Genomic DNA, 23,414 nt, shown 5'->3' on the forward strand with positions numbered 1-23,414 from the left:
CTATTGATACATTCAATCATCCAATATCTTCAAGGGTATTTGATTTTATGCGTGGAAGGAGATTCGGCAGAGCGCTTTTTGAATTTATGTTCATATCATAAAATATATATATGGAATGTAACCATTCATGACAATGTTTATGAATTACAAATAAGAATCAAAGATTTTCGAAAAATCCGCCCGATTGCCCGGAAAACGCATACACATGTAAAAATAAAAAATCGTTTTGGCTTTCCGTTCTTTATATATTCTCATAAAGTAAGGGTTTTCTTTCTTGTTGGAATTATTTTTTGTATCTGTTTGTTAAAAGAATGCTCCGCCAGAATATGGGATGTGCATTTTAGCGGAAATCAAGAACTGACTGCAGAATCACTAATGGATTTTTTGCAGACAATTTCTATATATCCTGGAATGCGTAAAGAAAAAATAGATTGTTTTCAGGTAAATAAAGTACTTCGTGAACAATATCCTGAGATTGTATGGGTGTCTACTTCGCTAGATGGAAGTATTCTTCAAATTAAAATCAAAGAAAATGAAATGCGAAGAAATAACATACCTTCATTGGAAGACGCAGAAGGGATAGATTTGATCGCAACTTGTGATGGAGTTATAACACAAATTATAACAAGAAAAGGAATCCCCCTTGTACATGTCGGAGATCAAGTAAAAAAAGGAGATATCCTGGTATCTGGAAGATTGGAAATCAAGAATGATTCCCAGGAAATTATCCGTTATCAATATGAACATTCTGATGCGGATATTTTTGCAGATACAATAAAAGTATATACGGATAAAATTTCAAGGAAGTATAAGCAAAAACAGTATAATAAAAAAGAACAACGATTTACTATCTTTTTTAGGATAAAATCCTGGTCTATTGAAATTGGAAGCCTGAGAAATTCCTTTTCGAATGTTGAAAAGGAATCAGTGGAATATCAGATTCAATTTGGTGAAAATTTTAAATTGCCGATTTATTATGGATATGCGAAGGCTAAGGGGTATCATTTTATACCCAAAAATTATTCAAAAGAAGAATTAAAAACAAAATTGAATTTGAATTTTGAACAATTTCTCCAAAAATTGGAAGAAAAGGGTATTCAAATAACAGGGAAAAGTGTTAATATACATTTATATGACGTTTTTGCATCGGCAGATGGAACATTATATTTAAATCAGACAATTACACAACCTGTCGAGACAGAAATGATGGAAATTGAAAGGAACGAACCGGAATGAGCTTATCGGAATTAAATATTGATATCCCGGCTGAACACGAAAAAAACGTGTTCGGCCAGTTTGATGTATTTGCGAAAAAAATAGAACGTACATTTCATGTAACATTGATCTCACGAGATGGCATAATTAAAATTCTTGGTGAACAGTCACTGGCGCAGAAAGCATATCGTGTACTTAGCCAGCTTACAGAATTATCCCGCAGAGGAAATACGATCACAGAACAAAATGTAAATTATGCAATTTCACTTGTGTTTGAGGGCCAGGAAGAAGAAATTGTAGAAATAGATAAAGATTTAATTTGTCATACATTACAAGGAAAACCAATCAAACCAAAGACACTTGGTCAGAAAAAATATGTAGATGCGATACGGAATGGAATGATCACTTTCGGATTAGGACCGGCAGGAACGGGAAAAACGTATTTAGCAATGGCAATGGCAATCACTGCATTTAAAAATAATGAGGTGAGTCGAATTATTTTAACAAGACCTGCTATTGAAGCAGGAGAAAAGCTTGGATTCCTTCCAGGTGATCTGCAGAGCAAGATCGATCCATATCTCCGACCGTTATATGATGCATTATATCAGATTATGGGAGCGGAGAGCTTTATTAAAAATCAGGAAAAGGGATTGATTGAAGTGGCCCCTCTCGCATATATGAGAGGACGTACTTTGGATAATGCGTTTATCATTCTGGATGAAGCACAAAATACAACACCTGCCCAGATGAAGATGTTTCTTACGCGAATCGGGTTTGGTTCCAAGGTTGTTATTACCGGAGATTCTTCGCAGAAGGATTTACCGGCAGGAAGTGTGTCTGGATTAGATGTTGCGGTAAAGGTAGTCAAAGATATTGAAGATATCAGCATTTGTACTTTGACAAGTAAGGATGTTGTGCGCCATCCACTTGTACAACGTATTGTAAAAGCGTATGAAGCATACGAAAATAAAAGTACTCGTTCGGGGAAAACAAATGCAAAAAGGAGAAAATCATGAGTTTATATATAGAAGATGAGAGCAGTATTACACTTCCGATTGAGACGGAATCAATTGCAAATCTTGTGGTAGAAGCAGCATTGGATTATATTCAGTGTCCGTTTGAAGCAGAAGTAAACTTGTTACTGACAGATGATGAAGCAATTCATGAAATGAATCAGGAATTTAGACAGGTAGACCGCTCTACAGATGTATTGTCTTTTCCAATGTTAGAATATGCAAATCCAGGTGATTTTTCAGAAATTGAAGAACAAGAAGATGCATTCAACCCAGAGACCGGAGAATTGATGCTTGGAGATATTGTGATTTCAAAAGAACATGTTCTTGCACAGGCAGAAGCTTATGCACATTCTCCAAAGCGGGAGTTTGCTTTTCTTATTGCACATAGTATGCTTCATCTATTTGGGTTCGATCACATGGAAGAGGAAGAACGTATGATAATGGAAGCAAAGCAGCGGGAAATTATGGAAAAAGTACAAATATTACGCTAACTGACGGAGGGGATGATGACGAATTTACAAAGTAATAAAAAAACAAAGAAAAAAGATGATTTTTTGATGCAGGGAGCAATATTGGCAATTGCAATGTTTCTTACAAAAATCATCGGAGTTGTATATAGAATTCCATTGACAAATATCCTGGGAGACGAAGGAAACGGATTCTACGGTTATGCATTTGAGGTTTATGCGATGGCCTTGATGCTTTCAACATTTAGTCTTCCTGTTGCAGTTTCAAAGTTAGTTTCAGCAAGACTTGCAATGCATCAGAAACGAAATGCGTTTCGAGTGTTTCTTGGAGCGTTGGCATTTTCAATTGTCGTAGGACTGGTTATCTCACTTTTAATCTTTTTTGGAGCAGGGGCAATTTCTACGCATATGATGGAATCTCCGCTCAGTGTATATGCACTTCGAGTATTGGCTGTAGGTCTTTTTATTGTTGCTGTTCTTGGTGTTCTTCGAGGCTATTTCCAGGGACTTGGAACTATGGTCCCAACTGCGATCTCGCAGATCATTGAGCAGATTATCAATGCAATCGTAAGTATTGCAGGGGCAAAAGTACTGTTTGATGTTGGGGCAGCAGCAGGTAAAAAATCAGGAGAAGAATTACTTGGTCCGGCATATGGAGCTGCCGGTGGAACTCTTGGAACAGTAGTGGGTGCATTTGCGGCGTTATTATTCTTGCTTTTTGCGATTTTCTTATATCGAAATAATATTCGTAGACAGTTAAAAAGTGATACTACTCGTAGAAAAGAAAGTTATAAGCGTATAATTAAAATCCTGTTAATTACAATTGCACCGATTGTTTTCAGTACCGCAATTTATAATATCAATCAGATTTTAGATCTGACAATATTCAATAAGGTTATGGCAGCACAAGGATTTACGGAGAAAGAGTATATGGCTTTACAGGGAATTTATACTGGAAAGTATAATACATTGATTAATGTGCCGCTTGCAATGGCAAATGGATTGGCGGCTTCAATTATTCCGAGTATGACAACAGCCGTTGCAGTGCATGACAAAAACCAGATTCATGAAAAAATCAGTCAATCGATTCGATTTACAATGATTATTGCAATTCCATGTTTTATTGGATTTATTGTACTTGGGTCTCCGCTTATGGTTCTTTTGTATAATGATACAAGCAAAACACCGGCAACATTGCTCGCTATTGGCTCGATTACGGTTGTTTTGTATTGCTGGTCAACTGTTTCAAACTCAATTTTACAAGGTCTTGATAAGTTATCTGAACCTGCTAAAAATGCAGGGATTTCATTGGTTGTACATTTGATCGCATTATTTATTATGTTAGTTGTATTAAAATGGAATATCTATGCGTTAGTAGGAAGTAATATTGTTTTTGCAATTTGTATGTGCCTGCTCAATGCACGTGCAATTCATAAAGCATGTGATTATCGCCAGGAAATTGATAATACATTTGTCAAACCATTGATTGCAGCATTGATTATGGGTGCAGTTACGTATCTTGTACATTTCATTTTTGATCTTTTGGTTGGAGGGCGTTTTGCTGCAACATGTATTGCAATTTTATTTGCAGTGATTGTTTATGCATTTGCATTATTAAAACTCGGGACATTGTCAAATGATGACATCCGGGCATTACCACAGGGAGATAAGATTTTACATATTTGTAAAAAATTCCATCTGCTTCCAAAATATAGAATGTTATAAATTTAACTGAATAAGAAATAAAAAGAAGCCAATACTATATAAAAAAGGAGAGATCCTATGAGAAAATATTTTATTGGCTTTTTTTCTATTATTTTAATAGTATTTAGTGTAATTACAGTAGGATATCAATTGACTTATAAGTATACGAATACAAAAGCTCAACAGAGTAAGGAACAGATGCTGACAGAACGTATTGAAAAATCAGGAAGCATCAGCACAAAAGGGGATGCAGTAAAAAATAACGGGTATTATATTTCTTCCCTGCAAGGATATATTGTCGTATATTGTGATGACCATAAAACGGTATATGAAGTAACCGATATTCCGATAAATTCACTTCCTAAAGATATACAGGAAAAAGTAATGAATTCAATGTATATTGAAAGTGCAGAGGAGTTATATCAATTTTTAGAAAACTATTCAAGCTGAGAGTAGAGAATTTTGGCAGACGGGTAGACGAAATAAAAAAAATAGTGTAGTATAGTTATGTTTACGAGAAATTTACATGGAAAAGTAAAGTGAGGAATTACAATGGATGAGCGAAAGATAGCAAGAATTAATGAATTATATAGAAAATCAAAAGCAGAAGGACTGACAGAATCCGAGAAAAAAGAACAGAAACTTTTACGACAGGAGTATCTGGAAAGTATTCGCGGTAACCTGCGCAGCCAGTTAAATAATATCGATATCAAGGAAAAAGATGGAAGTATCATAAACCTTGGTGAAAAATACGGAAGAAAAATTGGAAACTAGGAAGGGTGTTTGAATTATGTTAAATGGACTTCCGGGGGATCCGGTTATGTTGTTAAGTGTCGTAAATACAAAATTACGAGATCAATATCACGACCTAAATGTATTGTGTGATGATATGAATGTTGCAAAAGAAGAGATAGAATCAAAATTAAATGCGATTGATTATTTCTATGATAGTAACCGTAATCAATTTGTTTAATGATAGGACAAAGGCAGGTTTGCGAAAAGTTATTTCGTAAGCCTGCCGTTTTATATATTAGAAAAGCAGTTGAAAAAAAACATTTTGTAACGTATAATATAATATCGTCTTAATATTGAAAGGAACATTGGAAAACGATGGAATATAATAACAATAAAGAAATAGAAAAAATATTAGAAGAGATTGATATAAGTGAAGAAGCACCAATTGAAGAGCCTATGCGCCAGTATTATTTTATCAAAAAAGGGAGAGCGTATGTTGCCGAGTTGAGCGAAAAATTAGATCGCCCTCTTTATGTCTGTGTAAACACTTTTGGTTGTCAGATGAACGCGAAAGACTCTGAAAAATTGCTTGGTATTCTTGAACAGATGGGTTATAAAGAAGAAACAGATGAAAATAAAGCAGATTTTGTTATTTATAATACCTGTACTGTTCGTGAAAATGCGAATCTGCGTGTTTATGGACGTCTTGGACAGCTTAACCGCATTAAAAAGAAGAACCCACATATGATGATTGGATTATGCGGATGCATGATGCAGGAACCGGAAGTTGTAGAAAAGTTAAAGAAGAGTTACAGATTTGTTGATCTGATTTTTGGAACCCATAATATTTATAAATTTGCAGAACTGATTGTAACATGCTTTGAATCAGAACGTATGGTGATCGATATCTGGAAGGATACGGATAAAATTGTTGAAGATTTGCCGACAGATCGTAAGTATTCATTCAAATCTGGTGTAAATATTATGTTTGGCTGTAATAATTTCTGCAGCTATTGTATTGTACCTTATGTGCGTGGACGAGAAAGAAGCCGTAATCCGAAAGATATTATTCGAGAGATAGAGAAGCTGGTTGCTGATGGAGTAGTAGAAGTCATGCTTCTTGGACAAAATGTAAATTCATACGGGAAAAATCTGGATGAGCCAATGACATTTGCTCAACTTTTACAGGAGATTGAAAAAATAGAAGGGCTTGAACGTATCCGTTTTATGACCTCCCATCCAAAGGATTTATCAGATGAACTGATTGAAGTAATGGCACATTCAAAAAAAATCTGTAAACACCTTCATTTACCGGTTCAATCAGGAAGTACAGATATCTTAAAGAAGATGAATAGAAGGTATACAAAAGAACAGTATTTATTACTGGTAGAGAAAATCAAAAAGGCAATTCCGGATATTTCACTTACAACAGATATTATTGTTGGATTTCCGGGAGAGACAGAAGAAGATTTTCAGGAAACGTTGGATGTAGTACGTAAGGTGCGCTATGACAGTGCCTTTACATTCCAATATTCAAAGCGTACAGGAACTCCTGCTGCCGTACTTGAAGACCAGATTTCACCGGAGGTCATGAAAGATCGTTTTGATCGTCTGTTAAAAGAAGTCCAGACAATCTCAGCAGAAGTGTGCAGTGTACATAAAGGAACGATACAGCGTGTTCTTGTTGAAACCAAAAATGATCATGACGAGCATCTGGTGACAGGTCGTATGAGCAACAATCTGCTTGTTCATTTTCCGGGAGATGCTTCATTGATTGGAAAATTAGTTGATGTTGAACTCAAAGAATGTCATGGATTTTATTATATGGGAGAAATCGTTTCTTAAGAAAAAATTTTTCGGGCAATATTTTTACCAAAAACGTCCAAACTATGTAGCAAAACTATATAGGAGGACGTTTTTGCATGAAAAGATTAAAAGAATATACTGGATTGTGGGCTTTAGGCGGAATGTTATATTATGGAATAGAAGTAATTTTTCGAGGTTTTTCACATTGGTCTATGTTTGTGCTGGGAGGAATCTGCATGATGTTTTGTGGGCAGCAGGGAGTGTGGACAAAGTGGGAGGACCCATTGTGGATGCAGGTAGTAAGATGTTCAATCTTTGTTACAGCAGGAGAATTTATTACAGGAATTATTGTAAATAAATGGTTGAAGCTGAATGTATGGGATTATTCGGATCAGCCGTTTCATCTTCTTGGACAAATTTGTTTTGCATTCATTATTTTATTTTCCGGGTTATGCGTGATAGCGATTTATTTATCAGCGTATTTTTTACACTTTATTTGTGGTGAAAAAAAACCACATATCCATGTTTTATAAAAAGTCGAAAAATGTTATAATAAATTGGATTTCTTTTGAGATACATTAATTTGAATTGAAAGGATGGCGTAATAAGTGGCTGAAATGACACCGATGATGCAGCAATATATGGAGACAAAGTCTCAATATCCGGACTGCATTTTATTTTATAGATTAGGTGATTTCTATGAGATGTTTTTTGATGATGCATTGACTGCATCCAAAGAATTAGAAATCACATTGACAGGAAAGAATTGTGGGATGGAAGAACGTGCACCAATGTGCGGAGTTCCTTATCACGCAGTAGATGGATATTTGACAAAATTAGTATCTAAAGGATATAAAGTAGCAATCTGTGAGCAGGTTGAGGATCCAAAACAGGCAAAAGGTATTGTGAAGCGTGAAGTAGTGCGAATTGTAACACCTGGAACTATTTTGGATGCAGCCGCAATTGACGAGAGCAAGAATAATTATATTATGTGTATTGTATACATTGCGGATCGCTATGGATTGTCAGTTGCAGATGTAACTACCGGAGATTATTTTGTGACAGAACTGCCGGACGGACAAAAATTAAAAGATGAAATTTTTAAATTTATGCCGTCAGAAATTATTTGCAATGAATCATTCTATATGAGTGGAATGGATCTTGAAGATATGAAAAATCGACTTGGAATTACAATTTATTCATTGGAATCATGGTATTTTGATGATGAAATTTGTAAATCTAAATTAATGGAACATTTCAAGGTGTCTTCGCTGCAAGGACTTGGACTTTCGGATTATGATTGTGGAGTGATCAGTGCGGGGGCACTGCTTCAATATTTATTGGAAACACAAAAAAATGATCTGTCCCATATGACACATATCACACCGTATACGACCGGAAAATATATGATGCTGGATAGTTCTACAAGACGGAATCTGGAGTTATGTGAAACTTTACGTGAGAAACAAAAAAGAGGCTCCTTATTATGGGTATTGGATAAAACCAAAACAGCTATGGGTGCTAGAACATTACGAAAATATATTGAACAACCGTTGATTGAGCGTACCGAAATAGAACGTCGTCTGGATGCTGTTACAGAATTAAAAGAAGAGGCTATTTCCAGAGAAGAGATCAGAGAGTATTTATCTCCTGTATATGACTTAGAAAGATTGATTACAAGAATTACGTATGGCTCAGCCAATCCGCGAGATCTTACTGCTTTTTCAACATCATTGGAAATGCTGCCGGCTATCCATTATATATTAGAAGATATGAAATCCGACTTGTTATGTGAGATTTGTAAAGAAATGGATACGCTGGAGGATTTATGTTCCCTTGTAAAATCAGCAATTGCACAAGAACCACCAATTGCTATGAAAGAAGGAAATATTATACGCGATGGCTACAGCGAGGAAGTAGATACACTTCGTCGTGCAAAATCGGATGGAAAAACATGGCTTGCGAAACTGGAAGAGCAGGAACGTGAAAAGACAGGAATTAAAAACCTAAAGATTAAATATAACAAAGTGTTTGGATATTATTTGGAAGTAACAAATTCTTATAAAGAGCTTGTGCCGGAATATTATACCCGTAAACAGACACTGGCAAATTCGGAAAGATATATTACATCTGAATTAAAAGAACTGGAAGACACTATTTTAGGTGCAGAAGATAAACTTTATGCACTGGAATATGAATTATATTGTACTGTTCGAGATACGATTGCAGGAGAAGTTATCCGAATTCAGAAAACAGCGAAAGCCGTTGCAGCATTGGATGTGTTTACATCACTTGCACTTGTTGCAGAACGCAATAACTATATCCGCCCTACAATCAATGTTCAGGGAAAAATTGATATTAAAGATGGGCGACATCCAGTTGTAGAGCAGATGATTCCAAATGGCTCATTTATTTGCAATGATACCGTGCTGGATGATAAAAAGCAGAGGATTTCTATTATTACAGGTCCGAATATGGCTGGTAAATCTACATATATGAGACAAGTTGCCCTTATTGTGCTGATGGCACAGCTTGGCTCTTATGTGCCTGCTTCTAAAGCAAACATTGGACTTGTGGATCGTATTTTTACCAGAGTCGGAGCCTCAGATGATCTTGCATCAGGACAAAGTACATTTATGGTAGAGATGACGGAAGTAGCTAATATTTTACGAAATGCTACAAGTAAGAGTCTGCTTGTATTGGATGAAATTGGTCGAGGAACAAGTACATTTGACGGCCTTTCTATTGCATGGGCAGTTGTAGAATATATCAGTGATGCAAAATTACTTGGCGCGAAAACATTATTTGCAACACATTATCATGAGCTAACAGAGTTAGAAGGAAAAATCAACAATGTAAACAATTATTGTATCGCGGTGAAAGAAAAGGGTGATGATATCGTATTTTTGCGAAAGATTGTAAAAGGCGGAGCAGACAAGAGTTATGGTATTCAGGTAGCAAAACTGGCAGGAGTTCCGGATATTGTAATCAATCGAGCAAAAGAAATCGTAGAGGAACTGGCGGATGAAGATATTACTTCACGTGTCAGTGAAATTGCTTCCAGAGAGGCTGAAGCAAAGAAAAAAACAAAGTCTAAAAAATATGATGAAGTAGATATTGCACAGTTTTCTTTATTCGATACAGTAAAAGACGATGATGTTCTTGAAGAACTGAAATCTATTGATGTAGGTAATCTGACTCCAATCGATGCCTTAAATACCATTTACAGACTTCAGAACAAATTAAAAAATCGCTGGTAAAAGGAGTACATAATGCAGCATATTCAAGTATTAGATCAGGTTACAATTGATAAAATTGCCGCTGGGGAAGTGATTGAACGACCGGCTTCTATTGTGAAAGAACTTGTAGAAAATGCGATTGATGCCGGAGCAACACATGTTACAATTGAGATCGAAGAAGGTGGAATCTCATTGATCCGTATTACCGATGACGGAAGTGGTATTATGAAAGAAGATATCCGCAATGCATTTTTGCGTCATTCTACAAGTAAGATCCGTAATGTGGAGGATTTGCTTCACATTACATCTCTTGGATTTAGAGGAGAGGCATTATCAAGCATTGCGGCAGTTACAAAGGTGGAAGTAATCACAAAAACAAAAGAGGCTATACTTGGAACAAGATATGTAATTGAAGGCGGACAAGAACTTTCATTAGATGAAGCCGGATCTTCTGACGGAACAACTTTTATAATAAGACAGTTATTCTATAATGTCCCTGCAAGACGCAAATTTTTAAAAACTGCAATGACAGAAGCGGGACATGTACAAGATTTGTTAATACGATTGGCATTATCTCATCCGGAAGTTGCATTTCGATTTTTAAATAATAATCAAGAGAAGCTTAGAACTTCCGGAAGCGGAAAATTAAAGGATGTGATCTATAATATTTATGGACGTGATGTTGCATCTAATTTACTGGAATTGGATTATCGGCAAGGAGGCATTCATATTACCGGGTATCTTGGGAAACCTTTGATCACAAGAGGAAATCGTAATTTTGAGACATTTTTTGTGAACGGACGTTATGTAAAAAGTACGATGATCTCAAGAGCTGTTGAAGATGCGTATAAAGATTTCATGATGCAACATAAATTTCCATTTGTAGTATTGCATTTCCAGGTGGATACAGAAACAGTAGATGTAAATGTGCATCCGACAAAGATGGAACTTCGTTTTCAAAATCAACAAGAAGTATATAAAACCGTATTTGAAGCAATACATCGACAATTATTAGAACCGGAATTGATTCCACAGGTGGAAGTTCCAGAACCATTGACATCGCCTGTTCAGGAAAAAAAGAAGACTCCGTCACCGGATCTTAAACTTGTAAGACGAGCAATCCCATCCGATTCAAAGGAAGCTTCAGTTTCGATTGCGACAACACCGAGAGATTCTGCGGCACAGACAGTGCCAGAGCCGGTGAAAGAGGAACCTCATAACGAGGATTACTTTATCCGTAAAATGAGAGAGCGTGTTATGTCTTATCATAATCGGAATTCTTCAGCAGAGGTGAAAGATCAGAAAAAGATTTTCAGACCGGAAGAACAGAAAAAACGGATACAGACTTCGGTTCGTGAAGCTACAACATATAAGATAAATGAGACACCGGTAGTCCAGAAACCAGAGCAACTGAATTTATTTGAAGAAAAGTTATTAAAACGGGAGGTCCGGGCAGAGTATCGTCTGATTGGACAAGTATTTGATACCTACTGGCTTGTTCAATTTCAGGATAATCTTTATATTATAGACCAGCATGCCGCTCATGAACGTGTTTTATATGAACGGACTTTAAAAGAAATGAAAAACCGGGAGTTTACCTCACAGTATTTAAGTCCTCCGATCATACTGACACTTTCTATGCAGGAAGCAGAACTGCTTAAGACACATAAAGAACGTTTTGAGCGTATAGGTTTTGAAATCGAGCCGTTCGGGGGCGAGGAATATGCGATACGTGCGGTTCCTGCAAATTTATTTAGCATTGCAAAAAAAGAGCTTTTTATGGAAATGCTGGACAATCTGGCAGATGGTCTTAGCACCAATATGACACCGGATATCATTGATGAAAAAGTAGCATCTATGTCATGTAAAGCGGCTGTAAAAGGAAATAACCGATTATCAGCACAAGAAGTTGACGCATTAATCGGTGAACTATTAGAATTGGAGAATCCGTATCATTGTCCACATGGTCGTCCTACGATTATTGCAATGTCAAAAAAAGAATTGGAGAAAAAATTCAAGAGGATTGTATAATATGAAAAAACCTTTAGTTATTTTAACAGGACCAACGGCTGTTGGAAAAACAAAAGCATCTATCGGTCTTGCCAAAGCAATTGGCGGGGAAATTATTTCTGCTGATTCCATGCAGGTCTATAAGCAAATGGATATTGGTTCAGCAAAAATAAAGCCTTCGGAAATGGATGGAATTCCACATTATCTTGTAGATATCTTGGAGCCGGATGAAGAATTTCACGTTGTTCTTTTTCAACAGATGGCAAAACAGGCAATACAGAAAATCTATGAGAAAGGGAAAATACCAATCCTCGTAGGAGGAACTGGATTTTATATTCAGGCGGTTTTGTATGATATTGATTTCTCAGAAAATGAAAAAGATACGTCTTATCGAGAAGAACTGGAAAAACTGGCACAAACAAAAGGTGCAGAATATCTTCATGACCGTTTACGGGAAGTAGATGAAAAATCGGCACAGGACATTCACGCCAATAACGTAAAACGTGTCATTCGTGCATTAGAATATTTTCATCAAACCGGAGAAAAAATATCAGAGCATAATGAAGAACAACGAAAAAAAGTATCTCCATATAATTTCTCTTATTTTGTATTGAACGATGAGAGAGCACATTTATATGAGAAAATTAATCTTCGTGTGGATCAGATGATAAATGAAGGTCTGGTAAGAGAAGTACAGTCTTTAAAAGAAAAAGGTTATACAAGAGATATGGTTTCCATGCAAGGTCTTGGATATAAAGAAATGTTAGATTACTTAGATAATAAGTGCTCGTTGGAAGAGGCTGTTGAAATTATCAAGCGGGATACAAGACATTTTGCAAAGCGACAAATCACATGGTTTAAAAGAGAATCCGATGTTACGTGGATTGATAAAAAAGAATATGATTATAACGAAGAAAGAATTCTAAAAGCAATGCTTCAGGAATTGAAAGAAAGAGGAATTATAAATGAATACAATAATGGATGAAATGTATCAAAATTTAGGAATATCAAAAGTGGTGCTTGATGCCGGAAATAGAATCGAGCAAGAGTTGAAATCACGATTTGCAAATTTTGACAAGGTAGCAGAATATAATCAATTAAAGGTTCTTCATGCGATGCAAAAAAATCGTGTCAATGAAGGCTGCTTTCACTATGCAAGCGGATATGGATACAACGACCAGGGACGTGATACTTTAGAGCAGGTTTATGCTGACACGTTCCATACAGAAGCAGCATTGGTTCGTCCACAAATTACTTGTGGAACACATGCGCTTGCACTTGCACTATCCGCAAATTTACGTCCGGGAGACGAACTCCTCTCTCCGGTTGGAAAACCTTATGATACTTTGGAAGAGGTAATTGGAATTCGTCCATCAAAAGGTTCTCTTGCTGAATACGGGATTACATATCGTCAGGTTGAACTTTTGGAAGATGGTTATTTTGATTATCCCGCCATTGAGAAAGCAATCAACGAGAAAACAAAACTGATCACGATTCAACGTTCAAAAGGTTATCAGACACGTCCTAGTTATTCAGTAGAAAAAATCGGTGAATTGATTGCATTTGTAAAAAAGATAAAACCAGATGTAATTTGTATGGTTGATAACTGTTATGGGGAATTTGTCGAGACGATTGAACCAAGTGATGTTGGGGCAGATATGATAGTTGGTTCTTTGATCAAAAATCCGGGTGGTGGACTTGCACCAATCGGTGGATATGTGGCAGGACGCAGTGATCTGATCGAAAACTGTGCGTATCGTCTTACTTCACCAGGACTTGGAAAAGAAGTTGGAGCATCGCTTGGTGTAATGCAGTCATTTTATCAAGGATTTTTCCTGGCACCAACCGTTGTAAGCAGTGCCATCAAAGGAGCTGTATTTGCTGCGAATATATATGAACGTCTTGGTTTTGGAGTGATTCCGAATGGTCAGGAATCCAGACATGATATTATTCAGGCTGTTGAATTAGGAACAGCTGATGGCGTGATCGCATTTTGCAAGGGAATCCAGGCCGCTGCACCAGTGGACAGTTTTGTAACACCGGTGCCATGGGCAATGCCTGGATATGACAGCGATGTGATTATGGCAGCAGGAGCATTTGTGCAAGGGTCTTCAATCGAATTAAGTGCGGATGGTCCTATTAAACCACCATATGCTGTATATTTTCAGGGCGGTCTTACATGGCCACATGCAAAGCTGGGAATTTTACAATCTTTGCAGCAACTTGTATCGGTAGGTATTGTAACAGAAGAACAATTAAAAAATTTGTAGTCAGAGGATAGATTAATGAGACATGTCGCAGTAATCGGAGGTGGTGCAGCCGGAATGATGGCTGCAATCACTGCCGCACGTGAGGGAGTAAAGGTAACCATTCTGGAACATAAAGACCGAATTGGGAAAAAGATTTTATCAACCGGAAATGGACGTTGTAATTTCACAAATACTTATCAGACACCTGCATGTTATCGTTCAGATAACAGAGATTTTGCATGGAATATCATTCAAAAATTTAATGTAGAAAAAACAATTTCATTTTTTAAAGAACTTGGGATTTATCCAAAGGATAGAAATGGCTATTTGTATCCGTATTCTGATCAGGCGGCTGCTATACTGGAGGTATTACAGATAGAAATCGCAAAATTAAATATTTGTGTCATGACAGAAATAAATGTTTTAGATATTCAACCGGTAAAAAGAGGAATTCGCGTTACTACCGATAAAAAAACAATCACCGTAGACAGTGTTATTCTTGCTTGTGGATCAAAGGCAGCACCGGTGACAGGATCAGATGGTTCAGGATATCAATTAGCAAAACTATTTGGTCATAGAATCGTTCCGGTGCTTCCGGCACTTGTTCAGATTCGATGTGCAGAGAAATTTTATAAAAGTATTTCAGGGGTGAGGGTTCAAGGAACTGTTGAAATTTATGCGGATGACATTTCCCTTGCATCAGATACAGGGGAAATCCAGTTGACGAATTATGGTATTTCCGGCATTCCGGTATTTCAGGTAAGTCGCTATGCGGCAAAGGCTATATATCAAAAACAGTCAGTTACAGCTGTTTTGAATTTTATGCCGGATATGAATAAAGATGAATTTTTATCATTTTTACAAGAACGAATTACTTTGTGCCCACACAAAACACTAGATGAGTTTTTTACCGGAATATTCCCTAAAAAGCTTTGTGAACTGTGGATTCGGCTTTCACGGTTGCCAAAAGAAATGAGAGTGTCTGACCTGTCCGGGGAACAACTTGAAAAATTAGTACTGTTGATCCAGCATTTACGAACACATATTACAGAGACAAATGCATTCGAACAGGCACAGATCTGTTGTGGAGGTGTTGATACAACGGAGATTAATCCTGATACTTTGGAATCAAACTATGTTCCGGGAATTTATTTCGCAGGAGAACTTCTTGATGTGGATGGAATTTGTGGAGGATATAATTTACAATGGGCATGGTCAAGTGGATTTGTCGCAGGGAGGGAGGCAGCAGGAAATGCTTCGAATTAATCAGTTGAAATTAGCTCCTGATCACACAGAACAGGAGTTAAAAAAATTATTGCTTACGACATTGCATTTAAAAGAAGAGGAATTGTTAGAATATCATATTCATAAACGTTCTATTGATGCAAGAAAAAAGCCGACTATTTTTTATTCATATGCCATTGATTTTCAAGTAAAAAATGAAGAACGTATTTTAAAAAAAGCAAAGAATAAAGTTCAAAAAGTTTCTCAAAAATCATATGGATTTCCAAAAGCCGGAACAATGAAGTTACGACATCGTCCGATTATAGTCGGGGCTGGTCCGGCGGGGCTTTTCTGTGCGTACTCATTGGCATTGCAAGGATATCAACCAATCTTGGTTGAACGTGGGGCTCCGGTAGAAGAAAGAATGCAGGATGTAGAAAAATTCTGGAATACAGGCATTCTAAATCCAAAATCAAATGTCCAATTTGGTGAGGGCGGTGCAGGAACTTTTTCTGATGGGAAACTCAACACACTTGTCAAGGATAAATTTGGCAGAAATAATTTCGTTTTAGAAACATTTGTGAAGTTTGGAGCCAATCCAGCAATTCTTTATGAGCAAAAGCCTCATATCGGAACGGATGTATTGGCTTGCGTTGTTTCAAATATGCGTCGTGAAATCCTTTCACTTGGTGGTGAAGTACGCTTTCATGCACAGGTAACGGATTTTATTTTTAATGGGTCTGAAAAAAGTGACAGATACTTAAAACAAATCATAATAAATAATTCAGAAAAAATAGATTGTGATGCTTTGATCCTTGCGATTGGACATAGTGCAAGAGATACTTTTCAGGTTTTATACGATGAAGGGATTCCTATGCAGGCAAAATCATTTGCTGTAGGTGTTCGTATTGAACATCCGCAAAAAATGATTCAGGAAGCACAATATGGAAAAGAAATGGCAGATTTATTTCCGGCAGCAGCATATAAACTGACGACACAATTAGAAAACAAAAGAGGCGTTTATACATTTTGTATGTGTCCCGGAGGATATGTTGTGAATGCCTCATCAGAGGATGGGAAACTTGCAGTAAATGGAATGAGTTATCATGATCGTTTAGGAGAAAATGCCAATAGTGCGGTAATTGTGACAGTTACACCACAGGATTATAAATCCGATTCGCCACTTGCCGGAATAGCGTTCCAAAGAAATTTGGAAGAACGTGCATATCAAATTGGTCAGGGAAATATCCCAGTACAGTGCTATAAAGATTTTTGTGACAATATACCGACAGAAAAACTTGGTGATATACATCCACAGATGAAGGGAAATTATCGTTTAGCTAATGTCCGTGCTATTTTCCCGGATGAACTTGCCAAATCAATTGAACAGGGAATTTTAAATATGGATCATAAAATTCATGGGTTTGCAAGAGAAGATGCATTGTTGTCTGGTGTAGAGAGCAGAACATCATCACCGGTTAAAATTTTACGGGAAGAGTCTTTTGAGAGCACATGTAAAGGTATTTATCCATGTGGAGAAGGTGCAGGATATGCAGGGGGGATTACTTCTGCAGCAATGGATGGAATGAAAGTAGCAGAGGCAATTATAAAAAAATTTAAGCCGTTTTCATCATAAGACGTTACAAAATTTTCACAATTTTTAATTTGGTGAAACTATACATCATTATTTTTTTGTGCTAAAATGAGTCGGTGTATATTATAATTTGTATCATCGGTAGAAAATACCATGGAAAAAATTAAAGAATTAAACACAGAAGAGCGTCCTTATGAAAAGTGTGAAAGATTTGGAGCAAAACATTTAACAAATATTGAATTACTGGCGGTTTTGCTTCGAACCGGAACGAAAGGGGAAAATTCGCTTCAGCTTGCTAAAAAAATATTATATCCAGATTCATTTAAAGGTGGAATTTTAAATATCCATCGCTGGTCATATGAGCAGTTGATTCATATGAAGGGAATCGGGAGAGTAAAGGCAATACAAATTTTGTGTTTATCTGAATTGGCAAAACGTCTTTCAAAAGCTTCGGCAGAAGAAGAATTAAACTTTAATTCTCCTGAATCTATTGCCAGATATTACATGGAAGATTTGCGCCATGAGAAGCAGGAACATATGAAATTATTACTGCTTAATACTAAGACAAAATTAATCGGCGAGACAATTATTTCAAAAGGAACAGTCAATGCAGCTATTATTTCTCCAAGAGAATTATTTATAGAGGCATTGCAAAAAGGTGCCGTTTCTATTATATTGCTTCATAATCATCCAAGTGGAGATCCGACACCGAGCAAAGAGGATATTATCATTACAAAGCAGATACAGGAAGCAGGGGAGCTGCTAGGCGTGAATCTGTTAGATCATATCATTATTGGAAATAATTGTTACGTCAGTATGCGCGAGAAAAAACTTTTTTAATTTAAATTTAGGGGAAGGATAAACAATGGCCGGAAATATTTACGGACTGGATTTGGGCACTTACGAAATTAAAGTATATGATGAAAGAAAAGATGAAATTTGGAAAGAAAAAAGTGCAATTGCAACTAAAAATCAAACAGAGATATTTGCAGTGGGAGATGAAGCGTACGCTATGTACGAGAAGGCACCTCAAAATATCGAGGTACTATTTCCTATGCAGGGAGGCGTAATTGCTCGTTTTTGTGACATGCAGAATCTTTTAGAGAATCTTCTAAGAAAAAGACAATTTTTCGGAAGTGAATATGTGATTGCAATTCCAACTGATATAACAGAGGTTGAAAAAAGAGCTTTTTACGATTTAGTGTATCATTCTTCTGCACGAGCAAAGTCTGTTTCAGTTGTAGAGCGTGGAATCGCAGATGCAATAGGTTGTAAAATAGATGTATATCAGACAGGTGGAGTTATGATATTAAACATGGGTGGAGGAACGATGGAATTAAGTGTTCTTGCATATGGTGGTATTGTAATGAATCGTCTGTTAAAGTTTGGAGGAGAACAATTTGATCAGGAAATCATTAATTTAGTAAGACGAAACCGCGATTTTCTGATAGGAAGAAAAACTGCTGAGCAATTACGCAGGACATTTGGAATATTTAGCGAAGATACGAAATCTAAAATGCAGATTGCCGGAAGGAATTTAATCCTTGGACTTCCACAGCGTACAGATATCTCAATAGGGTTAGTCAGAGCCGCTCTCAAAGAACAGATGGATGATTGCGTTGATGCAATTCAGACAATGATACAACGAATCCCACCGGACGTTCTCAGAGAATTGAAAAAAAACGGAATTTATCTTACCGGTGGGATGGCAAATTTAAGAGGAATTGCAGAATATCTTGAAGAAAGCGTTGGCGTGCGCGTGTCTACAGTAGATTATCCGGAATTGTGCAGCATGAATGGATTAAGAGAGATTATTCAGGACAAAAAGAGATATGGACGCTTGACATATTCAATGTTAGACAAAGGGTATAGGTGGTTAGAATAATTATGAAGAAAACAAAAAAAAATTCTCATAAAAATCGATATTGGCTGTTTGGATTGGCCTTAGTATGTATTTTACTTATGGTGCTGTCTACATTTGCGGACAAAGTACGCGGACCTTTTAAAGTTATGGCGAATGTCACGGTGATTCCGATGCAACAAGGAATCAACCATATCGGTGGATGGCTTGGTGACATGAATGACAACTTTAAAACACTAAAAGAGGTTCAGACAGAGAACAAAAAACTAAAAGAACAGGTGAATGATCTCATTACAGAAAATAATAATCTGCAAGAAGATAAATACGAATTGGAACGTTTGCAGGCACTTTATAAACTTGATCAGAATTACGCTGAATACGAAAAAGTGGGAGCACATGTTATTGGAAAGGATTCCGGAAATTGGTTCAGTACATTTACAATAGATAAAGGAAGCAAGGACGGAATTGAGAAAAATATGAATGTAATTGCCGGAACCGGTCTTGTAGGTATTGTTACAGAAACAGGTCCGACATGGTCAAAGGTACGTGCGATAATAGATGATTCTAGCAACGTAAGTGCCATGGTTTTATCTACATCTGACCGATGCATTGTAGAAGGAGACCTTTCTTTAATGAGTGATGGTAAAATACGATTTGAACAGATGGAAAATAACGATAATACAATTAATGTAGGAGAACAGATTGTTACATCGTATATAAGCGACAAATACTTACAGGGAATTTTGATCGGATATGTAAGTGAAGTGAATGTAGATTCTAATAATCTGACTCGTTCCGGCTATATTACTCCGGCGGTTGATTTTAAAAATCTTCAAGAAGTTCTTGTAATTACAACAAAAAAATCATCTATTACAGAAAATAAGTAAAGGGGCAGGCAATATGAAAAAAAATAAAATCAAACGATTTATTGTAATGGTCGTCATTTTATTTATATCTTATCTTTTACAGTGTACAGTGTTTCAAAAACTAACACTTGCGTCCATAAAACCGAATCTGCTGCTAATTATAACAGCATCTATCGGGTTTATGCGTGGACCAAAAGAAGGCATGTTCCTTGGATTTTTCTCCGGATTATTGATTGATATTCAATTTGGTACAATGCTTGGATTTTACGCATTGATCTATCTTATTGTTGGATATATTAATGGAATGTTTCAGAAAATGTATTATGATGACAATATTAAGCTGCCACTTTGCCTGATTGCAGGAAGTGAACTTTTCTACGGTATTACAGTTTATTTATTTATGTTTATGTTGCGTAGTGAATTTAATTTCTTATATTATTTAAACCATATAATTATTCCGGAACTTATTTATACTATAGCCGTTACTATCGGCTTATATCCATTGATACTTTTTATAAACCATAAATTAGAAGCAGAAGAAAAAAGGAGTGCAAGTAAGTTTGTTTAAGCGATTCATAAAGCGTATAAAAGAAAAGGGACATCAGTTAGTAGAGTCCAGATTATTTATATTGATTCTGTTATTTATTATACTTTCTGCGGTTCTTATAGGTAGACTATTTTATCTTCAAATTGTAAAAGGCGAGTATTATCTCAGCAACTATAAACTCCAGATTCGAAAAACAAGAGAGATTGCAGGTACACGTGGAAACATCTATGACAGAAATGGAAATTTACTTGCATATAATGAACTTGCATATTCTGTTACACTGGAGGATGATATTCCATCTGACGAGAATCGAAATACGACATTAAACCAGACATTGGAAAATGTGATTAATATTGTTGAAGCACATGGAGATTCTGTTATCAGTGATTTTGGAATTGTTTTAGATTCAGCCGGAAACTATCAATTCTCAAAGACAGATGAAACTTCAAGACTTCGCTTTATAGCAGATGTCTATGGCAAAACATATGTAGATGACTTGACTGAAAAACAAAAGAATGCAACACCGGATGATTTAATGCACTATCTATGTACAGATGATATTTATGGATATGGTATTGATGATACGAGTGAGGATAAGGCTCACATACTAAAATTGGTAAATTTGCGTTATGCAATCAATTTGAACAGTTTTCAGAAGTATATTCCAACTGTTCTTGCTTCAGACGTCAGTGATGAGACTGCAGCAGCAATCATGGAAAATCTGGATATGTTAGAAGGCGTCAATATAGAAGAAGAATCATTACGTCGATATACTGACAGCAAATATTTTGCATCTATTATTGGGTATACAGGAAAAATATCACAGGATGAATATGATTCTTTGGATAAAAAATCAAAAAAGAAATATTCATTATCTGACATTGTTGGTAAATCAGGATTGGAGCAGACACTTGACCAGACATTACAGGGCGCAAAAGGAAGTAAAATTTTTTACGTGGACAGTGTGGGAAAAGTAACCGACGTTGTAAGTTACAAAGAACCAGGTGCAGGAAATGACGTTTATTTGACAATAGATAAGGACTTGCAGGAAGAAACATATCAGCTGCTTGAAGAAAAAATAGCGGGTATTGTATTGTCAAAACTTCGTAATGTTATGAATTATGATCCTAGTACAGTAGACGATTCCAAAGAAATCATTATTCCGGTAGATGATGCCTATAATGCTTTTATTGCAAATGAAATCATTGATGAAGCTCATTTCTCAGCAGCTAATGCAGGACAGACAGAACAGGAAGTATATGCTGTGTTTGCAGCGAAAAAAACGTCTGCTATTGAAAGTATTATAAATGAATTAAATGGTGGAACAGCATATAAAGATCTTCCGGATGAAATGAAAGCATATGAAGATTATATAGAACAAGTACTGCGAGATAAGTCAGGCATTCTTGTCGCAGATTCAATTGATACATCAGATGAAACATATCAGGCATGGGCAAAACAGGAAACAATCACATTAAATCAATATTTGAACTATGCGATTTCAAAAAACTGGGTTGATAGTTCAAAGCTTAGTAACTATATTTCCTCTGAAAAATATTCAGATGCATCTGAGGTGTATCAGGCAATTTTAAGATATTTACAAGATTATTTGAGTTCAGATATAAATTTCGACAAACTTCTCTATAAATATCTTATAAAATCAAGTGGAATCAGCGGAGCGCAGATTTGTGCAATTGTATATGAACAGGGAGTACTTCCTATGGATGAAGCTGCTTACAATGGTTTGCGTTCAGGAACAGTTGATTCGTATTCTTGGTTGTATAGTAAAATTCAAAATCTGGAGATTACTCCGGGCCAGTTGGCTCTAGAACCATGTACAGGCTCTGCGGTGGTGAGCGATCCCAATACCGGTGAAGTCCTGGCATGTGTATCTTATCCGGGCTATGATAACAATCGTCTGGCTAACACAATGGATTCAGCTTATTACAATCAGCTGGTAACCGGACTTTCCAGACCATTTTATAATAATGCAACTCAGGAAAAAACAGCACCGGGATCTACTTATAAGATGGTTTCTTCTATTGCAGGACTGACGGAAGGCGTAATAACCGGAAGCACATACTTAAATTGTTCCGGAATTTTTGACAAGGTAACACCAAGTCCGAAATGTTGGGCATATCCAAATGCACATGGAGATTTGACAATCGTCGATGCACTTAAAGTGTCATGTAATAACTTTTTCTATGAAGTCGGATATGAACTGGGAACAGATGCAGAAGGAAATTATGACAGTGATCTTGGAGTAGAAAAGCTTGCAAAATATGCAAAAGAATTTGGGCTTGGCGAAACAAGTGGATTGGAAATACCAGAGTCGGAACCGCAGATTTCGGACCAATATGCTGTACAGTCTGCAATTGGACAAGGTACAAATAACTATACAGTAAGTCAGTTGAATCGTTATGTTGCGACAGTGGCAAATCGAGGAACAGTATATAAGCTTACATTAATAGATAAAACAACAGATTCAAATGGAAAAATTATTAAAGAATATGAACCAACTGTTGTAAATACCATGGATGAGATATCGTCTAATTCCTGGGATCTTGTACATCAAGGAATGATCAGTATGGTACAATATGATGCAACATTTAGCGGACTTGATTTTTCGATGGCTGGAAAAACAGGTACAGCACAGCAAAGTACCGTACATCCTGACCATGCACTATTTGTCGGATTTGCTCCGGCAGAAAAACCTGAAATTGCACTTGCTATTCGTATTGCGAATGGATATAGTTCTTCTTATGCGGCAGAAATCGGCAGAGATATTGTGCGTGCAAAATTTAACTTGACAGATAAGGCAGAACTGGTTACAGGACATGCTGCAGGTCTCGGAACAGCGATAGCGGGAGATTAAGAAATA

20 protein-coding genes are annotated in these 23,414 nt (G+C 36.5%); all 20 read left to right on the forward strand.

Translation table 11 applies throughout. The annotated features are described in order from the left end of the window. The first annotated feature begins 3 nt into the window (after window positions 1-3). The 20 genes from H8S40_RS06840 to H8S40_RS06935 all read left to right on the forward strand — a co-directional run bounded on the left by H8S40_RS06840 (window position 4) and on the right by H8S40_RS06935 (window position 23,408). Entirely contained in the window at window positions 4-1,236 is a 1,233-nt protein-coding gene (locus H8S40_RS06840) for a sporulation protein YqfD (protein WP_186864906.1), read from the forward strand. Then, on the forward strand, window positions 1,233-2,231 hold the full coding sequence (locus tag H8S40_RS06845; RefSeq protein WP_186864907.1) for a PhoH family protein: 999 nt from the start codon (window positions 1,233-1,235) through the stop codon (window positions 2,229-2,231). Before H8S40_RS06840 ends, H8S40_RS06845 begins: the two co-directional genes overlap by 4 nt. Next, entirely contained in the window at window positions 2,228-2,722 is a 495-nt protein-coding gene (ybeY, locus tag H8S40_RS06850) for an rRNA maturation RNase YbeY (protein ID WP_117989005.1), read from the forward strand. The genes H8S40_RS06845 and ybeY overlap by 4 nt, the downstream gene beginning before the upstream one ends. Window positions 2,723-2,737: 15 nt before the next feature. After that, complete coding sequence (locus H8S40_RS06855) at window positions 2,738-4,423, forward strand: putative polysaccharide biosynthesis protein (RefSeq protein ID WP_186864908.1); 1,686 nt, start codon at window positions 2,738-2,740, stop codon at window positions 4,421-4,423. A gap of 57 nt (window positions 4,424-4,480) precedes the next feature. Beyond that, window positions 4,481-4,852, forward strand: coding sequence for a hypothetical protein (locus H8S40_RS06860; protein ID WP_022076077.1), 372 nt, complete (start codon window positions 4,481-4,483; stop codon window positions 4,850-4,852). 102 nt (window positions 4,853-4,954) lie between these two features. Beyond that, entirely contained in the window at window positions 4,955-5,176 is a 222-nt protein-coding gene (locus tag H8S40_RS06865) for a DUF896 domain-containing protein (protein ID WP_022076076.1), read from the forward strand. A gap of 16 nt (window positions 5,177-5,192) precedes the next feature. Beyond that, window positions 5,193-5,375 carry a DUF4250 domain-containing protein gene (locus H8S40_RS06870; RefSeq protein WP_022076075.1) on the forward strand — a complete coding sequence of 61 codons (183 nt, stop codon included), beginning with the start codon at window positions 5,193-5,195 and terminating at the stop codon, window positions 5,373-5,375. A gap of 137 nt (window positions 5,376-5,512) precedes the next feature. Beyond that, window positions 5,513-6,982 (forward strand): tRNA (N6-isopentenyl adenosine(37)-C2)-methylthiotransferase MiaB, encoded by a 1,470-nt coding sequence (gene miaB / locus H8S40_RS06875; protein ID WP_186864909.1) that lies wholly within the window; start codon window positions 5,513-5,515, stop codon window positions 6,980-6,982. A gap of 77 nt (window positions 6,983-7,059) precedes the next feature. After that, on the forward strand, window positions 7,060-7,476 hold the full coding sequence (locus H8S40_RS06880) for a putative ABC transporter permease (protein WP_186864910.1): 417 nt from the start codon (window positions 7,060-7,062) through the stop codon (window positions 7,474-7,476). An 84-nt stretch (window positions 7,477-7,560) separates the two neighbouring features. Next, complete coding sequence (gene mutS, locus H8S40_RS06885) at window positions 7,561-10,203, forward strand: DNA mismatch repair protein MutS (RefSeq protein WP_366482673.1); 2,643 nt, start codon at window positions 7,561-7,563, stop codon at window positions 10,201-10,203. 12 nt (window positions 10,204-10,215) lie between these two features. Further along, complete coding sequence (gene mutL / locus H8S40_RS06890) at window positions 10,216-12,213, forward strand: DNA mismatch repair endonuclease MutL (protein WP_186864911.1); 1,998 nt, start codon at window positions 10,216-10,218, stop codon at window positions 12,211-12,213. Window position 12,214: 1 nt separating this feature from the next. Continuing rightward, window positions 12,215-13,177 (forward strand): tRNA (adenosine(37)-N6)-dimethylallyltransferase MiaA, encoded by a 963-nt coding sequence (miaA, locus tag H8S40_RS06895; RefSeq protein ID WP_186864912.1) that lies wholly within the window; start codon window positions 12,215-12,217, stop codon window positions 13,175-13,177. After that, window positions 13,158-14,462 carry a methionine gamma-lyase family protein gene (locus H8S40_RS06900; protein ID WP_186864913.1) on the forward strand — a complete coding sequence of 435 codons (1,305 nt, stop codon included), beginning with the start codon at window positions 13,158-13,160 and terminating at the stop codon, window positions 14,460-14,462. Before miaA ends, H8S40_RS06900 begins: the two co-directional genes overlap by 20 nt. Before the next feature lie 15 nt (window positions 14,463-14,477). Beyond that, the gene (locus H8S40_RS06905) at window positions 14,478-15,707 is read left to right on the forward strand and encodes a BaiN/RdsA family NAD(P)/FAD-dependent oxidoreductase (protein ID WP_186864914.1); all 1,230 of its coding nucleotides are present in this window, start codon (window positions 14,478-14,480) and stop codon (window positions 15,705-15,707) included. Next, complete coding sequence (locus tag H8S40_RS06910) at window positions 15,694-17,301, forward strand: NAD(P)/FAD-dependent oxidoreductase (protein WP_186864915.1); 1,608 nt, start codon at window positions 15,694-15,696, stop codon at window positions 17,299-17,301. Before H8S40_RS06905 ends, H8S40_RS06910 begins: the two co-directional genes overlap by 14 nt. Before the next feature lie 111 nt (window positions 17,302-17,412). Next, window positions 17,413-18,099 (forward strand): RadC family protein, encoded by a 687-nt coding sequence (gene radC / locus H8S40_RS06915; RefSeq protein WP_118723666.1) that lies wholly within the window; start codon window positions 17,413-17,415, stop codon window positions 18,097-18,099. 25 nt (window positions 18,100-18,124) lie between these two features. Beyond that, window positions 18,125-19,144, forward strand: a complete 1,020-nt coding sequence (locus H8S40_RS06920) for a rod shape-determining protein (protein ID WP_186864916.1) — start codon at window positions 18,125-18,127, stop codon at window positions 19,142-19,144. Between the two features lie 2 nt (window positions 19,145-19,146). After that, window positions 19,147-20,007 carry a rod shape-determining protein MreC gene (gene mreC, locus H8S40_RS06925; protein WP_118723665.1) on the forward strand — a complete coding sequence of 287 codons (861 nt, stop codon included), beginning with the start codon at window positions 19,147-19,149 and terminating at the stop codon, window positions 20,005-20,007. A 13-nt stretch (window positions 20,008-20,020) separates the two neighbouring features. Beyond that, the gene (mreD, locus tag H8S40_RS06930) at window positions 20,021-20,554 is read left to right on the forward strand and encodes a rod shape-determining protein MreD (protein WP_118723664.1); all 534 of its coding nucleotides are present in this window, start codon (window positions 20,021-20,023) and stop codon (window positions 20,552-20,554) included. After that, complete coding sequence (locus H8S40_RS06935) at window positions 20,547-23,408, forward strand: penicillin-binding transpeptidase domain-containing protein (RefSeq protein ID WP_186864917.1); 2,862 nt, start codon at window positions 20,547-20,549, stop codon at window positions 23,406-23,408. Before mreD ends, H8S40_RS06935 begins: the two co-directional genes overlap by 8 nt. Window positions 23,409-23,414: the final 6 nt, after the last annotated feature.

This window comes from Ruminococcus hominis (assembly GCF_014287355.1).
Lineage (GTDB): Bacteria > Bacillota > Clostridia > Lachnospirales > Lachnospiraceae > Schaedlerella > Schaedlerella hominis.